This window comes from Sphingomonas profundi (assembly GCF_009739515.1).
In the GTDB taxonomy this organism is placed as follows: Bacteria; Pseudomonadota; Alphaproteobacteria; order Sphingomonadales; family Sphingomonadaceae; genus Alterirhizorhabdus; species Alterirhizorhabdus profundi.
Window position 1 is genome coordinate 416,428 of record NZ_CP046535.1, and the last position, 14,941, is coordinate 431,368.

A 14,941-nucleotide genomic window follows, 5' to 3' on the forward strand; every position below is an offset into this window, starting at 1 on the left:
TTTTCTGATGGCAGCCGGGTTGTCCCGGTAGTCCACAGGAGGGCCCCGCGGCCGGCGCCGCGCGCCGCCACGAGCGCAGGCGGTGACGGCCGTGGGAGGTGCCTGTGGACCCACCGGGTCAACCGGGGGATGGGGGTCCGGGGAAGGGTTTCAGGCGGCTTCGCGGTTCTTGAAGCGCCAGCTCTCGTTGCCGGTCTCGACGATGTCGCAGTGGTGGGTGAGCCGGTCGAGGAGCGCGGTCGTCATCTTGGCGTCGCCGAAGACCGTGGGCCACTCGCCGAAGGCAAGGTTGGTCGTCACCACCACCGAGGTCTGCTCGTAGAGCTTGCTGACGAGGTGGAAGAGCAACTGGCCGCCCGAGAGCGCGAAGGGCAGGTAGCCAAGCTCGTCGAGGATGACGAGGTCGAGCCGCGACAGGTGGTCGGCGATGCGCCCGGGGCGCCTGGCACGGGCCTCGGCCTCGAGCTGGTTCACGAGGTCGACGGTGTTGTAGAAGCGGACCCTCGCTCCGCCCCGCACGCAGGCACGGCCCATGGCGATGGCGAGATGCGTCTTGCCCGTCCCGGTGCCGCCGACCAGCACGACGTTGCGCTGCGCTTCGAGGAAGGCACCCGTGCCGAGATCGCGGACCAGGCCTTCGTTGATGCCGGTGCCGGCGAAGTCGAAGTCGGCGAGCTCCTTGGCGAGCGGCAGCTTGGCGGTCGTCATCTGGTAGCGGATGGAGCGGGCCTGCTTCTCGTCTATCTCGGCCTTGAGCAGGTCGCCGACGACGCGCTGAGCGGAGTGCTGCCGCTTCACGGCATCGGCGACGACCTCGTCATAGGCATGGCGCATGCCGACGAGCTTCAGCGTTCCCATCATCTCCAGGATGGCGTGACGTTCCATAAGGCCTCCTCAGGCTGTCGTAGCGGGCGCAGTCGGCGACGGGCTCGCGGGCGAGCCGCAGAGCCTCGGGCGTGGCGATGCTGGCGGGCGCGGCGGTCTGGCGCTGGCGGGTGAGCACGTTGAGCACGACGTCACGGCTGACGGTGCCGCCGGCCAGCGCCTCGGCACAGGCCGCCTCGACGGCGTCCAGTCCGTCCGTCGTCACCGCCGCCAGGATGCCCACCATCTGGCGGTCGCCGTCGGCATGGCCCGCCAGCCTCCGCCTGACGCGTTCCAGCGCCACCGGCAGCGGCCAGTCCTTGAAGGGCGCACCGTTCCTCAGCGCACCCGGCTTGCGCTCGAGGACCGGCACATAGTGCCAAGGGTCGTAGACCGTTTGGTCGCGCCCGAAGCGCCGGGCATGCTCGCCGACGACTTCGCCGTCCTGCCGGATGACGATGCGCTCGGCATAGGCGTGCACCTCGACCGGGCGCCCCGCCGCCTTCGCGTGCACCGAGTATTTGTTGTAGTCGAAGCGGACCAGCAGCGTCTTCGACACCGCCGCCGGCAAGGCGTGGAAGCCGTCGAAGGGACCACGGTAGGCGATGAGCGCAGGCTGGTCGGCCGCCTCGAACACCTGCCAGACTGTGTAGTCCCTGAGCTCGGGATGCGCGGCACGCTGGGCATGGGCGGTGCAGCGGTCGAGCAGCCAGGCGTTGAGCTCGTCGTAGCTCCTGAAGCGCAGCCGCGGCGTGAAGAAGCGCTCGCGCACGAGCCCGACCTGGTTCTCGACCTGGCCCTTCTCCCAGCCCGATGCCGGCGTGCACGCCACCGGCTCGACGAGGTAGTGGCCGCACATCTGCTGGAAGCGGCGGTTGTAGCGCCGCTCACGACCGACGAAGATGGCGTCCACCGCGGTCTTCATGTTGTCGTAGATGCCGCGCTGACAGGCGCCGCCGAAGAAGGCGAACGCCCGGTCGTGGGCGTCGAACACCATCTCCTGGCTCTCGCGCGGATAAGCTCGCACGAAGAACATCCGGCTGTGGCAGAGCCGCATGTGCGCAACCTTCACCGTCGTCGTCGCGCCGGCGATGACGACGACCTCGTGGCTCCAGTCGAACTGGTAGGCCTCGCCGGGCGCGAAGCTCAGCGGCACGTAGGCCGCGGCCGTGACCGCCGACCGCTCACGCTGCCATGCCGTGGCATAGCGACGCACGGCATCGTAGCCGCCGCGGTAGCCCAGCCCCTGCAGCTCCTCGTACACCCGGACCAGCGTCAGGCGCTCGCGCCGCTGCTTGCGCTCGTTGGCCTCCAGCAGCCGCTCGAGATCCGCCGACCATGGCCCGAGCTTCGGCAGCGGCTGCACCGTCCGCTCGTAGGAGAAGTCCGTCTCGCCGGACCGCAGCACCTTGCGCACCGTGTTCCGCGACACCCGCAGGTCGCGCACGATCTCCTTGATGCTCTTACCCTTGACGTAGAACTCGCGCCGGATGCGCGCCACCGTCTCCACGACCAGCATTCTCCCCGACCGCTCCTGCGCAAAGCGCCGGGCGTGAACCGCTCAGTTCAGGGGGGTCAATTTTGCACGCCGATCAGCCCCGAACGGGGTCAACATTGCACGCTGATTCACACCTGCAAGATCAGCTTGTCGAGCGTCAGGTCGGAAATCGCCCGGCGGAGACGCAGATTCTCCTTTTCCATATCCTTCATCCGGCGGGCCTGGTCTGTCTTCAGACCACAATACTCCTTGCGCCACCGATAATAGGTCTGCTCGCTGACCGCGATCCGCCGACACGCCTCCGCGGTCGTGCCGCCCTGGCCCAACACGATCTCGACCTCACGCAGCTTTCCAATAATCTTTTCCGGCTTGTGCTTCTTGCTCGGCATTCGTTGTCCCTTTCGCGGTCCAGACTATTGTAGTCGATGGACCACTCGGACGGGGGCAGCTCAGGAGTTGGTCAGCGCTCGCCTGGCCGCGCGAATTGAAGCATTGCGGCATGATGTTGATCGCGTCCGGCAGGTTAAAAAGGGTCACATTATCCAGCGGGTCGCGGTCAGAACAGTCAGCTGGGTCGGCGCGGAATAGCCGTCGCGCACGATACGCGAGCCTATGACCACTAGATCCGGCGTGTCCGCATCGGCGCCCGCCTCCTGCGCCTTGGTCTCGCTGCTCGCTGTCGCGTCCGAACTCTTGGCCTGCATCCGCTCGACGGCGTGCGCCGCATCCCTGCGCATGCACGGTCGTGGCCATGCTCGACGCCAGCAGGCGGATACCCGTGCCATAAGCGTTGCGAAGGCGCTAAATCGAATTTCCCTCCCTTTTTCGGCTTCCATCGATATGGCCGACCGATTACCGGCGGAGCTGAACGCGTGATCCTCAAACCAACGCGATCGTCCGCACCGGCATGCCCGTCGCTCCTTCGATCGGTGCCGCGCCCACGACCAGCGTCGCGCCGCGTGGCGGCATCCGGTCGAGCGAGGCCAGCCCCTCGATCGCCCACCGGCCGCTCCGCAGCCATGCCTGATGCACGGGAGAGGCGGGGCTGTTCGCCCCGGTGTTCAGCGACATGCCGTCGACCGCTATACCCCTGACGTCGCGCTGCTCGATCAGCAGCCCGGCGGCGGCCCAGAAGCCGGGGAACGGATGGTCCGGCAGCTTCATCCGCTTGACGAAGTCGCGCTCCGGATCGACGCCGGACAGGCAGGCGACGCAACATCCCTTCGGCAGCGGCCCGTGGCGCCGCTCCCACGCGAGGATATCGCCCGGCTCCACCGCCGCGTCCGGATCGGTACGCGCCTTCGCCCGGATGTCGACCACCGCGAGCGGCACGACGAAATCCTCGACCGGGATTTCACCAAGACTTCGCGCAGTGTCGCTGAATGGCGGCGCGCATCGATATGCGTGCCGGTATGTTCGTTCATTGTCAGATGGTGGAGGTTCATGCCCACCGCCTTGCCCGAACCCTCCACGGCTTCCATCGTCAGGCGCGATTTGAGCTGATCGAAGTTGAAGGCGCGCGTCAGCTTGTGGGTGAGATCGACGACGCGGATCCGCATGCCCCTTATGTCCAACCCGCTTTCCATCGGCGCGACCGGCGCCGCTTGGAGCGAAGCGCCTGCCAGGGCAGCGGGAGCGGCGGCAAGCGAGTAAAGCACCGATCGGCGCGTCTGCTCGTACAACTTCATTCCCGACATCAGCGCCACGATATCACCGCACAGACGATCGATCATGGCACCATCCGACTGGGGGATCGACTACGCCCTCGCCAAGCTCGCGTCACCGGTTCTCCACATCGTGAGATCCGGCGGTTCGACGGAGTTCCCGATCCTCAACGAGGTCTTGTCGTCTCGGCCGAATGGACGCGTGTGTTCGGGCGGGAATTGAGGGACCACCCGGTTGGTCCCCTCTCGGCGAACTCTGCTCAAGCCATGATTCAAGCTTAAAGCCATTCCATCATGCGGGAAGTAGTCCGGTCGTCGATCGAGCCCGAGCGGCGTCGTGGTAAGTCCGCCATTGCAGCTGCCGGAGGTACTTCGCATGGATGCGTGTCGTCCCATCAATATTCTCCTCACCGGGGATCTCGACGAGCCTCGCCTCGCTGAGCTTCGCGCGATAGCGCCCGACGCAAACATTCGCGTGTTCGCGAGTGATGCGGATGTCGAGGCCGATATCGACGATGCCGACATCGTCGCCGCGACGATCACGCCCGCCGGGCTGGCTCGCGCATCGCGGCTGCGGTGGCTCCACAGCTGGGCGGCGGGGCCGAATCATCAGCTTTTTCCGGAGATGGTGGCGAGCCCGGTGGTCATGACGTGCAGCAAGGGCAACGGCGCCATCCCGCTCGCCGAACATGCGATGATGCTGATGATGATGCTGAACCGTAATGCGATGCGCTGGATCGAGGGCCACCGCAGTCGTATCTGGGATCCTTTTTTCCACGGCGAGTTGAACGGTTCGACCGTTGCGATCATCGGCGCCGGCTTTTCGGGGCAGGATCTCGCGCTCAAGTGCAAGGCGTTTCACATGCGCACGCTGGGATTGCGGCGCAATGTGCAGGCGACGGACAACTTCGACGAGATCTATACGCGGGATCGTCTGCACGAGATGCTCGGCCAGGCCGATTTCGTCGTGGTGACGGCGCCGAACACGCCCGAGACCGTCGACATGCTCGGCGAGGCGGAGTTCCGCGCGATGAAGCCCACCGCCTTCTACGTCTGCTTTTCTCGCGGGGGCATCGCCAATGATGCGGCGCTGTACCGGGCTGTGGACGAGCAATGGATCGCGGGCGCCGGCCTCGATGCGCATGGCGTCGAGCCGCTGCCGGCCGACAGCCCGTTCTGGACACTCAGGAACACCATCGTCACGCCGCACAACGGCGCCACCACGCGGGCAACGAAGGATCGCGGCTACTTCATCTTCCGCGACAATCTGGGGCGCTGGATGAGCGGAGAGCCGCTGACGAACGTGGTCGACAAGCAGGCCGGCTACTGATCCACTTCCCGAGGGACATGACGATGAACGATGATCTGGAATGCACCGTCGCCTGCGAGCGGCTCGCGATCGCCAGCTACAGCCTGATGGACCATGGCAGATATGACGCCGCCGTGGCGCTGTTTACCAAGGATGGTGTCTGGGTGCGCGGCGGGGTGCCCTGCGCGGGGCGTGATGCGATCCTCGCGTCGCTCAACCAGCGGCCGGAGGGCGACATCTCTAGGCACATCGTGACCAACGTGCTGGTGACGCGGATATCGGACACCGAGGCCGACGCCACCGCCTTGTTCGTCCCGCTGCGTGGCCGCCCCGACGAGCAGGGCATCGCGCCGCTCTCGCCCGCCGCCATGATCGGCGACCTCGTCTTTCGCTTCGAGCGCGTGGCGGGCGTCTGGCTGATCCGCGAACTTCGGCCCCGTCCGGTCTTCAAGGCTTGACCGGACAGCCGTCATCGTCCGCACCGCCGGTTGTGCCACCGCTCGACGATGTGGACGTGCCGCCTGTCGATCCTGCGGGGGGCGGCGCGCCGGCGCGGCGGCGCGGCCTGCCGAAACGGCGATGGTTGATGCTGGCCATGATTTTCATCGTCTACGCCATCGCCGCGGCCGATCGCACGACGATGACGATCACGGCGCCTTTGATCGCCAAAGAGTTCGCTCTCACCAACACCCAGATGGGCTATGTCTTCTCCGCCTTCGCGCTGGCCTACGGCATCTTCGCGATACCAGCCGGCGCGATCGTCGATCGGCTCGGCGCCAAGGTGGCGATCCTGTTCGGGCTGGTCGTCTGGTCGGCAGGCACGTTCGTGAACGGGTTTGCGGGCATGATCTTCAGCGCGTTCGGCTTCCTCTGGGTCTCCCGCTTCGTCGTCGGCGCGGCAGAGGCGGTCGTCACTCCGGGCGGTGCGAGCATATTGGCCACCTGGTTTCCCGATCGGGAGCGCGGGCGCGCGACTTCGATCTGGAACTCCTCGACCTACATCACCACCGCCGCCGTATCGCCGCTCATGGGCTGGATCTGTCAGGAATATAACTGGCAGGCCGTGTTCTGGATCATGGGTGTCGGCGGGCTGATCGCAGCGTTGTTCTGGGTGATCGGCTATTACGAGCCCGCGCGAGACACGAGGCTGTCTCAAGGCGAATTCGACTATATGGTCGCGGGCGGTGCGCTGGCGACCGCAAGCGCGCCGCCCGGACGGGAGCCGATCGACTGGGCGCGGAAGACGGCCGAAGTGAAATTTCTGCTCTCACAACCCTCGATGCTGGTAATCTTCTTCGGCCAATATTGCGGCAACTCCATCGCCGGCATGCTGATCGGCTGGATGCCTATCTATCTTACGCGCGTGCATCACTTTTCAGTGCTCGACGCCGGCTGGTTCATGTCGATCGGCGGCATTGCGGCGGCGCTGGCGGCGATCGGCGGCGGCTATGTCATCGATTTCCTTTATCGCCGCACGGGATCGATGGCGCTCTCGCGCAAAGTGCCGCTGACGGTCGGCTATCTGCTCGCGTCGACGATGGTCCTGCTCTCCTACGTGACCTCTCCGACGGCGATCGCGGTGCTTCTTTTCCTGCTCTTCCTCGGCAAGGGTTGGGCGAACAGCGGCTGGATCCTCGTGGCCGACACCGCCCCCAGGAGTCTGGTGGGGACAGTCGGCGGCTTGATGAACGCGGTCGGCGCGATCGGATCGGTGGTCACGGGCATCATGATCGGCGTTCTAGTGGACCGCTACCAGTCCTTTGACCTAGCCCTGCTCTACGTCGGCGCCCACGGGATCATGGCCGTCATCGCATTCTGGCTGGTGTTCCGGAAGATGGAGCGGCTGCAACTCACCTTTGATGAAAGCGGTGAGGCGACCGTCTGATATCCCATCTAGTGGGAGCGCGGCAAGGGCCGGTTGCCGTCGCGCGCGGGGGAGAGAAAAAGACACGCGCGGCACCGTCGACCGCGTCGACCCTTGGAGCGAATGTGGCCAGCACGAATATAACCGGCGAACGGGTTTTCTCGGAAAGAGCGGCCGACGTTCCGCCACCGGTGTTCGATCGCCAAGCCTGGTGGAGGACGCCCTTCCGGATCGTCCAGACCAATCTTCGTCTCGTCGATGTTCGGCATGCGCCGCAAGACATCGCCGCTGCGGTCGCGGATTTCGGTGCGACTGCGATTGTGTCGAACGTCGGCGGTATCGCCGCTTTCTATCCGACGGATCTGGCGCTGCACTGGAAGAACCCGCATCTCGCCGGCGATTTCGTCGGCGAGATGATCGAGGCGGCGCATGCTAGGGGTCTCGCATATATCGGCCGTTTCGATCTCTCCAAGGCCATGGGCGATGCCTATGCGGCGCACCCAGACTGGTTCATGCGCGATCGTTCGGGCGCGCCGCGCACCTATGAGGGCACCTATCAGGCGTGTCCGAATGGCGGCTGGGCGCGCGAATATGGCTTTGAGATATTGCGCGAGGGGCTGACCCGCTACGCGATGGACGGCGTGTTCTTCAACATGACCGGCTACCCGATCAAGGACTATGCGAACGTGCCGCAGGGCGCGTGCGTGTGCGAGAACTGCCAGCGTCGCTTTCGCGACATGTACGGCCTGTCGCTGCCAGCGGTGGATGGTCTGGCCGATCCGCACTGGCCTGAATATCTTGAATTCCAGAAGCGCACGGCCGAGGAACTCGCTATCGAGAGCCGGGAAACGATCCGCCGGATTCGGCCGCTGACCGGCGTGATCGGCATCCGCCCCGACGACGACATGTTCCGCTACGAATCCCAGCGGCGCGTGCACCGTGCCGCGCCCGAATGGGCGTATCAGGCCGGCGAGCAGAGCCGGTGGATGCGCAGCACCCGCCCCGATCAGCCGACCGCCAGCACATCTGCCGCGCATATCGACTATCCGTGGCGGCAGGTGACGGAGACGGCCGCCTGCCACCTCCTGCGCATGGCGCAGCAACTCGCGACCGGATCGTCGCTGGACCTGTACCTGATGGGGACGATCGCCGATCAGGACGATCCTCGCTATCTGCCGCCGTTGAGCGAGCTGTTCCGGTGGTACGGTCGCAATGCCGGCTATTATGCAGGGCTTGAGGATGCCAGCCGCATCGGGCTCTATATCTCCGGCTTCAACAAGCAGTGGGTCGGCCTGACCGAATCCGCGATGACGGCCGAGCGGACGTTCAATGGGGCCTACAGCGTGCTCGTCGATGCACGGTTGCCCTTCGCCTTCGTTAGCGATGCGCGCGTCCGCAGCGGCCAGGGCGATCTGTCTGCGAGGTTCGATGTGATCTTCCTCCCCGACATCGCGATCCTGAGCGAGGCGGAGGCGGAGGCGCTGGACCGCTTCGTGGAGAATGGCGGTCTGCTGATCGCAACCGGCCAGACCGGCGCCTATGAGGAACCGGCGGTCCGTCGTGCGTCGATGCCGATGCGCAGTTCGCCGGTCGCGGGGTTGGGAACGCCGGTCGATGCGCATGGCTGGAGCTTCGCCGGAGAGAAGGCGACGCCGGCGTTCGGCGCACGGATCCCGGCGACGGGCCATTATTGGCCGGCCCGGCCCAAGGCGGGAGCCGAGATCATACTGCCGGCCGCACCGGTGCAACCGTTCGGGCCGCCAGAGTTCAGCTATGCCGAGCCCGCCGCGCCGAGCCCCGCCACGCCGGGCGCATTGCTGCGGCGCTACGGGAAGGGCGCCTCGATCCATCTCCCCTGGCTGCCCGAATGGCATTATTATCGCGATGGCCTGCCCGATCATCGCCTGATCTTCGAGACGCTGATCGCCGCCTTCGCGCCCGCACGGCCGGTGAAGCTTGCGGGACGCGGCGCCGTCGAGATCACGGTGCAGCGTCAGGCACATACCGGGCGATTGCTGATCCACGTGATAAACTATTCGGGCCAGCGCAACACGCGCTACGAGGAGCCGGCGGACATCCACGGCTTGAGGCTCGGCGTTCGTGACGTGTCCGCGTCGGCGCGGGCTCTCGTCTCGGGCGAGGCCATCGCTGCGAAGGGAGCGCCCGATGCCGATGGCTATAGCTGGTTCCCGCTCCCGCCCCTGCGCTACTTCGAAGTGCTCTCGATCGAAACCGGCTGAGCCTGCACGCGCCGCCGGGCGCACCCGGCCGTTACCTGGCGGCGACGACCCGTCGCGCGGTCTTACCAACACACGCGGAAGCCGCCTTCAGAAGTCCTCGGGAACGTCGATCAGCACGATCCCCTGTCCCACGCCGGCATCCACCACATCGGCGGATCCCACCTGCGCCGCGATCGTGCGACCGTCGGGGCTGACGACGGGATTGCCGTATTTCCACCGGCCATAGTCCATGATGTGGGTCAGTCGGGTATAGGCAGGGTTCGCCGGCTTCAGATCGAGCACGCAAAGATCCATCCCGGCCGCGCGGTCGCCGCTGCACTCCACCAGGGTGCGCCTGCCATCCGGGAAGATGCCCTCGACCTCGCCGTACAGGTTCGGCGGGGTGGGGTAGCGGGTGATCTTCTTCGTCGCGAAATCCACCGAGACAACCTCGGTCACGGGGCCACCGGCCTTCGATCCGAAACGATAGCAAGGCATGGTGAGCCCCTTCTCGCCGGGCAGGAAATCCTGCGCCTCGACGAGGCAGTCTGTGGTGGTCGTCACCTCCTGCACGTCGGACATCGTCGCGCTGCCGTCCGATACGGCGACCCGCCCGGTGAACAGCACGGTCGAATCGGCCGTCGCCCAGGTCGCACCGCGCGGCCGCACCTCGGTCCAGGCGATGCGGTTGCTCGATCGGCTGGTCGCGACGCCCTCGAAGATGGTCATCTTTAGCGGGACCGGCGGGCGGGTGGCGGCGGCATCGAGCCAGAACAGTTCGATCGTCTTGAGGCGCGTATCCTCACGCGTGGCGGCGGGCACATGCGGCCCGGCGAGGATGAAGCTGCCGTCATGCAGGTAATGCACGCGCAGGAAACCCTGGTGCGGCATGTGTCCGGTCAGGTTGCGCACCCGCCCCGTGGCGAAATCATATTCGAACGCATCGCCATAGGATCTACCGATGAACGCGATCTTCCGACCATCGGGCGAGAAGACGGGCCGCTCGCCAAACGGCGAGATGAGCCGCTGGTTGGCCGGCATCTCATAGGTCGGATTGCCCGGCTTGTCGCCGAGCGGCAGGGTGCCGGTGACCGGTTCGCCACGCGGCGCGGCCAACGCCGGAAGGCTCATTGCCGAGAGGGACAGGGCGATCGCGATAGGCTTGACAATCATGGTCGTATCCTCAGAGTTCTGGAATGACGGCATCTCGTGAAGATTCGTCCGGCGCGGCGTCGCGTGGCCGCTTCATGGCGAGCACCAGCGCCGCCCCGCCGATGAGCAGCCCCGCGAGCAGCATCATCCCCGCCTCGATTGATCCGGTCGCATCGCTGATCCAGCCGACCAGCAGCGGGCTGGCGAAGCCCGCGAGATTGCCGATCGAGTTGATCGCCGCGATGCCGATCGCCGCCGCGCTGCCGCTCAGCGTGGCAGTCGGCAACGTCCAGAACATCGGCGTCGCCGTCAGCGTCGCGGCTGCCGCGAGGCAGAGTAGCGTCGTCGACAGCCAGACCTGATCCTGCAGAAGCGGGGCAGCGATCAAGCCGCTCGCGCCGAGCAGCATCGGCATGGCGAGATGCCAGCGCCGTTCACCTACGCGATCGGAGTGGCGGCACACGAGGACCATCGCGACGACCGCGCACGCATAAGGCAGGGCGGAATATAGGCCGATCTGCATCGTCGAGCCCTTGGCTGCGGCGGCCACCAGCGTGGGCAGCCAGAAGGTCACGCCATATTGGCCCATCACGCAGCAGAAATAAATCAGCGCGAACCGCAGGATCAGCGGATCCGAGACGAGATCGCGCAGCGATGCGTGCGAGGTCGCGTCCGTCGGCATATCGGTGCGGACGACATGTGCGACGCGCGCGCGCTCCCGTGGCGTGAGCCATCGCGCGTCCTCGACGCGCGACGACAGGATCAGCGGGATCATCAGGCCGAGCAGCAGGGCGGGCACCGCCTCGATCACGAACATCCAGCGCCAACCGCCCCACCCGAGCGCGCCATCCAGGCTCTGCATGATGAAGCCGGAGAGCGGGCCGCCGACCATGCCCGCCAAGGGAATCGCGACCATGAACAAAGCGACGATCTGGCCCCGGCGGGCGGCGGGGAACCAGTAGGTGAGATAAAGGATGATTCCGGGAAAGAAGCCCGCCTCGGCGATGCCGAGCAGGAAGCGCACGCAATAGAAGGAAATCGGTCCCTGCACGAGCGCGCAGGACGCCGACACGACCGACCAGCTTATCATGATCCGCGCGATCCAGATCCGCGCGCCGACGCGGTGAAGGATCGCGTTGCTCGGCACTTCGAACAGGAAATAGCCGATGAAGAAGATGCCGGCGCCGAGGCCATAGGCCGCCTCGCCGAAGCCAAGCTCCTCCGACATGCCGAGCTTGGCGAAACCCACGTTGACGCGATCCAGATAGGCGACCGCATAGCAGAGCATCAGGAATGGAATCAGGCGCAGGGAAACCTTGCGGAACAGCCGCGTGTCGTCGGCCTCCGACCATGTCTCCGCGTCGGCGCGACCGTCAGCCACCGGGTTCCCCCCTCTTCACTATGTTGTCCAGTTGCCTGACAACCTAGATTGTGTCAAGGCGATGCGCTATGGGGAATGACGAGGAGCGGACGGACGGCGATGGGATTGCTCGGATGTATCGCCGATGACCTGACGGGTGCGTCCGATCTCGCGAACGAACTGGCGGGCCGGGGCATGCGCGTCGTCCAGACGGTCGGGGTGCCGACGGGCGAGGTGGCGGAGGCCGATGCGATCGTCATTTCGCTCAAATCGCGCAGCACGCCTGCCGCGGAGGCGGTGTCTCTCTCGCTCGCGGCGCTCGAATGGCTGCGGGTGGCGGGCTGCACCCATATCTTCTTCAAATATTGCTCCACCTTCGATTCGACGCGCGAGGGCAATATCGGGCCGGTGCTGGAGGCGCTGCGCGCGGCGACGGGCGCCGGCGCGGTGATCGCCTGTCCGGCGTTTCCGGCGACGGGCCGCACCGTCTATCAGGGCCACCTGTTCGTCGGGCAGCGGCTGCTCGACGAGAGTGGGATGGAGCATCATCCGCTCAATCCGATGACGGACTCGAACCTCGTGCGCGTGTTGCAGGCGCAGATGCGGGGGCAGGTGGGGCATCTGCCGCTGGCCGACCTGCGCGCTGGCCTCGCGGCGAGCCGGATGTCGGCGTTCGGGCCGGACATCGGCGCGGTCATCGCCGATGCGATCGACGTGGCCGACCTCGACCGGCTCGGTGCCTATTGCGCGACGCAGTCGCTTTCGTCCGGCGCGTCAGGTCTCGGAGCAGGGATCGCGCGGGCCATGGTCGGGCGGGATGCGGGCCGGGCCTCGATGCCGATGCCGGCGGTGCGCGGCGGCCGGGCCGTGATCGCGGGGAGCTGCTCGCGGGCGACCCGGCGCCAGGTGAAGGCAATGGCTGACCGCTTTCCCGCGCTTCGCATCCTGTTTGGGGGCGGACGGTCGAGTGAGGAGATATTAGGGGACGCCTGCGCGTGGATCGACGCGCAGGATCCGGCGACGCCGATCCTGATCTATTCCTCGGCCGCGCCGGACGAGGTGGTTGCGCGCGAGGCAGGCGAAGAGGCCGGCGCGCTGATCGAGTCGCTGCTGTCGGACATCGCGGCGCATCTGGTCGCGCGTGGCGTCGAGGCGCTGATCGTCGCGGGCGGAGAGACATCCGGCGCCGTCGTTCAGCGGCTGGGCGTCTCCAGTCTCGCGATCGGGCCGGAGATCGATCCCGGCGTGCCATGGACGATCGGGCGGCGGGACGCGGCGCCGCCTATCCTCCTCGCGCTGAAATCCGGCAATTTCGGTAGCGACGACTTCATGATCAAAGCCTGGGACCAGCTGCCATGACCGGCGCCGACCCGATCGCGCAGGCGCGGGCGGAAATCGTGCGGCATGGCCGGTCGCTGTTCGAGCGCGGGCTGGCGACCGGCAGCAGCGGCAATCTCAGCATTCTGCTGGACGACGGATCGATGCTGTTGACGCCGACCGACGCCAGCCTCGGCGGACTGGAACCGGACCGGATCGCCCATGTGACGGCGGAGGGCGCGCATGTGTCGGGCGATTTGCCATCCAAGGAGGCATTCCTGCACCGCGCGATCTACGCGGCGCGCCCGCACGCGCGGGGTGTCGTGCATCTTCACGCGACCCATTCGGCTGCCGTCTCCTGCATGGACGGCCTGGACGCGAGCGACTGCCTGCCGCCGCTGACCGCCTATCAGGTGATGAAGATCGGGCGGCTGCCGCTGATCCCCTATCATCCGCCCGGCGATCGCTCGCTCGCCGGGCGGATCGCCGCCATCGCGGTGGATCATCCGGCGGTGCTGCTGGCCAATCACGGGCCGATCGTGGCCGGCGCTTCGCTGCGGCAGGCGATGAACGCGATCGAGGAACTGGAGGAATCGGCCAAGCTTTTCCTGTTGCTGCGGGGCGTGCCGACGCGACCCCTCGACGCCGGACAGATCGCCGATCTGGAAACGCGGTTCGGACGGGCCAACGATCGCTGAACGAGGATGCGCTGTGCATGGACATATTGATCACCGGTGGTGCCGGCTTTCTCGGCCTGAAACTCGCCCGGCGCCTGCTGCGCGACGGGCTCGATGGTCGTCCGATCGACCGGCTGGTGCTCGTCGATCGCGTCGCCGCGCCCGATTGGGGCGATGCGCGGGTTGAGATGGCGGTAGGCGACATCGCCGACGCCACCTTCGTCGCGTCTGTCGTGTGGCAGGACTTCGACATCATCTATCATCTGGCCGCCGTGGTCAGCGGGCAGGCGGAGGCCGATTTCGATCTCGGCCTTCGCGTCAACATCGACGCCTCCCGCCTGCTGCTCGACATCGTGCGGGCGGCGGGCGGCTGCCCCCGTGTGATCTTCACCAGTTCGGTCGCGGTGTTCGGGCCGGTGACGGACGACGCCATGATCGGCGACGCCACTTCGGTCGATCCTCGCTCGTCATACGGAATGGAGAAGGCAGTCGCCGAACTGCTGTTGCGGGATTACAGCCGGCGCGGCTTCGTCGATGGGCTGGTGCTGCGGCTGCCTACCATCAGCGTGCGGCCGGGCAGGCCGAACCAGGCGGCATCTTCCTTCGCCAGCGGCATCATCCGCGAGCCGATGGCCGGCGAGGCGGCGATATGCCCGGTGCCCCTCTCGACGACGCTCTGGCTGCTCTCGCCGCGCCAGGCTGTCGCGGCGCTGGTGCGGGCCGGTGAGATGCCGACGGAAGCGCTCGGCACGGATCGCGTCGTCAACCTGCCGGGCATCTCCGTGACCGTGGACGACATGCTCGCTGCGCTGGCGCGGCAGGAAGGGCCGGATATCCTGCGACTGATCCGGCAGGTGCCCGATCCGGCCATCGAGCGGATCGTCGCCAGCTGGCCGCGTGCGTGGGACGACCAACGCGCGCGCGCGCTGGGCTTCGCCGGAGACGCGGATTTCCACGCGATCCTGCGCGCCTTCGTCGAGGACGACCTGCCGGCCGCCACCCGGAACGGCTAGGTGG

Annotated in this window: 14 protein-coding genes and 2 pseudogenes; 8 read left to right on the forward strand and 8 right to left on the reverse strand. The window is 66.6% G+C overall.

The genetic code is table 11. From position 1 onward, the window contains the following. Positions 1–150 precede the first annotated feature (150 nt). From istB to GNT64_RS01980, 5 genes and pseudogenes are all read right to left on the reverse strand, one after another. Complete coding sequence (istB, locus tag GNT64_RS01960) at positions 151–885, reverse strand: IS21-like element helper ATPase IstB (protein WP_156677992.1); 735 nt, start codon at positions 883–885, stop codon at positions 151–153. Next, positions 818–2,383, reverse strand: coding sequence for an IS21 family transposase (gene istA, locus GNT64_RS01965; RefSeq protein WP_156677993.1), 1,566 nt, complete (start codon positions 2,381–2,383; stop codon positions 818–820). The genes istB and istA overlap by 68 nt, the downstream gene beginning before the upstream one ends. A 113-nt stretch (positions 2,384–2,496) precedes the next feature. Next, positions 2,497–2,751: pseudogene (locus GNT64_RS01970) on the reverse strand (transposase); the annotation flags it as partial. A 144-nt stretch (positions 2,752–2,895) separates the two neighbouring features. Further along, complete coding sequence (locus GNT64_RS01975) at positions 2,896–3,099, reverse strand: hypothetical protein (RefSeq protein ID WP_156677994.1); 204 nt, start codon at positions 3,097–3,099, stop codon at positions 2,896–2,898. A gap of 142 nt (positions 3,100–3,241) precedes the next feature. Continuing rightward, positions 3,242–3,843: pseudogene (locus GNT64_RS01980) on the reverse strand (cyclase family protein). Here GNT64_RS01980 and GNT64_RS21480 point away from each other — a divergent pair. From GNT64_RS21480 to GNT64_RS02000, 4 genes are all read left to right on the forward strand, one after another. Beyond that, positions 3,745–4,308, forward strand: a complete 564-nt coding sequence (locus GNT64_RS21480) for a hypothetical protein (protein WP_197277450.1) — start codon at positions 3,745–3,747, stop codon at positions 4,306–4,308. The pseudogene GNT64_RS01980 and the gene GNT64_RS21480 overlap by 99 nt on opposite strands. 70 nt (positions 4,309–4,378) lie before the next feature. Continuing rightward, positions 4,379–5,356, forward strand: a complete 978-nt coding sequence (locus GNT64_RS01990; protein ID WP_197277238.1) for a D-2-hydroxyacid dehydrogenase — start codon at positions 4,379–4,381, stop codon at positions 5,354–5,356. Positions 5,357–5,379: 23 nt separating this feature from the next. Continuing rightward, positions 5,380–5,793 (forward strand): nuclear transport factor 2 family protein, encoded by a 414-nt coding sequence (locus GNT64_RS01995; protein ID WP_231639183.1) that lies wholly within the window; start codon positions 5,380–5,382, stop codon positions 5,791–5,793. Next, positions 5,790–7,220 carry an MFS transporter gene (locus GNT64_RS02000; RefSeq protein WP_156677998.1) on the forward strand — a complete coding sequence of 477 codons (1,431 nt, stop codon included), beginning with the start codon at positions 5,790–5,792 and terminating at the stop codon, positions 7,218–7,220. Before GNT64_RS01995 ends, GNT64_RS02000 begins: the two co-directional genes overlap by 4 nt. Before the next feature lie 8 nt (positions 7,221–7,228). Here the strand turns inward: GNT64_RS02000 and GNT64_RS21755 are convergent, their stop codons facing one another. Beyond that, positions 7,229–7,630: a hypothetical protein gene (locus tag GNT64_RS21755; protein ID WP_231639624.1), complete on the reverse strand. Its 402-nt coding sequence runs from the start codon at positions 7,628–7,630 to the stop codon at positions 7,229–7,231. Between GNT64_RS21755 and GNT64_RS02005 the strand changes: the two genes are divergently transcribed. Beyond that, the gene (locus GNT64_RS02005; protein WP_231639184.1) at positions 7,520–9,439 is read left to right on the forward strand and encodes an alpha-amylase family protein; all 1,920 of its coding nucleotides are present in this window, start codon (positions 7,520–7,522) and stop codon (positions 9,437–9,439) included. The genes GNT64_RS21755 and GNT64_RS02005 overlap by 111 nt on opposite strands. Positions 9,440–9,526: 87 nt before the next feature. Here the strand turns inward: GNT64_RS02005 and GNT64_RS02010 are convergent, their stop codons facing one another. Both GNT64_RS02010 and GNT64_RS02015 read right to left on the reverse strand, forming a co-directional pair. Beyond that, positions 9,527–10,591, reverse strand: a complete 1,065-nt coding sequence (locus GNT64_RS02010) for a TolB-like translocation protein (RefSeq protein WP_197277240.1) — start codon at positions 10,589–10,591, stop codon at positions 9,527–9,529. Between the two features lie 10 nt (positions 10,592–10,601). Further along, positions 10,602–11,951, reverse strand: a complete 1,350-nt coding sequence (locus GNT64_RS02015; protein ID WP_231639186.1) for an MFS transporter — start codon at positions 11,949–11,951, stop codon at positions 10,602–10,604. Between the two features lie 75 nt (positions 11,952–12,026). Here GNT64_RS02015 and otnK point away from each other — a divergent pair, with 75 nt between their 5' ends. The 3 genes from otnK to denD are packed head-to-tail and all read left to right on the forward strand — an operon-like array spanning position 12,027 to position 14,937. Further along, positions 12,027–13,289 carry a 3-oxo-tetronate kinase gene (gene otnK / locus GNT64_RS02020; protein ID WP_156678000.1) on the forward strand — a complete coding sequence of 421 codons (1,263 nt, stop codon included), beginning with the start codon at positions 12,027–12,029 and terminating at the stop codon, positions 13,287–13,289. Next, positions 13,286–13,945 carry a 3-oxo-tetronate 4-phosphate decarboxylase gene (gene otnC, locus GNT64_RS02025; protein WP_156678001.1) on the forward strand — a complete coding sequence of 220 codons (660 nt, stop codon included), beginning with the start codon at positions 13,286–13,288 and terminating at the stop codon, positions 13,943–13,945. Before otnK ends, otnC begins: the two co-directional genes overlap by 4 nt. Positions 13,946–13,962: 17 nt before the next feature. Then, on the forward strand, positions 13,963–14,937 hold the full coding sequence (gene denD / locus GNT64_RS02030; protein ID WP_156678002.1) for a D-erythronate dehydrogenase: 975 nt from the start codon (positions 13,963–13,965) through the stop codon (positions 14,935–14,937). Positions 14,938–14,941: the final 4 nt, after the last annotated feature.

Coding starts and splice junctions, on each gene's coding strand:
- istB (WP_156677992.1), bottom strand. CDS start 885: ATGGAACGTCACGCCATCCTGGAGATGATGGGAACGCTGAAGCTCGTC.
- istA (WP_156677993.1), bottom strand. CDS start 2,383: ATGCTGGTCGTGGAGACGGTGGCGCGCATCCGGCGCGAGTTCTACGTC.
- GNT64_RS01975 (WP_156677994.1), bottom strand. CDS start 3,099: ATGCGCAGGGATGCGGCGCACGCCGTCGAGCGGATGCAGGCCAAGAGT.
- GNT64_RS21480 (WP_197277450.1), top strand. CDS start 3,745: ATGGCGGCGCGCATCGATATGCGTGCCGGTATGTTCGTTCATTGTCAG.
- GNT64_RS01995 (WP_231639183.1), top strand. CDS start 5,380: ATGAACGATGATCTGGAATGCACCGTCGCCTGCGAGCGGCTCGCGATC.
- GNT64_RS21755 (WP_231639624.1), bottom strand. CDS start 7,630: ATGCGCCGCCTCGATCATCTCGCCGACGAAATCGCCGGCGAGATGCGG.
- GNT64_RS02010 (WP_197277240.1), bottom strand. CDS start 10,591: ATGATTGTCAAGCCTATCGCGATCGCCCTGTCCCTCTCGGCAATGAGC.
- otnK (WP_156678000.1), top strand. CDS start 12,027: ATGACGAGGAGCGGACGGACGGCGATGGGATTGCTCGGATGTATCGCC.
- otnC (WP_156678001.1), top strand. CDS start 13,286: ATGACCGGCGCCGACCCGATCGCGCAGGCGCGGGCGGAAATCGTGCGG.
- denD (WP_156678002.1), top strand. CDS start 13,963: ATGGACATATTGATCACCGGTGGTGCCGGCTTTCTCGGCCTGAAACTC.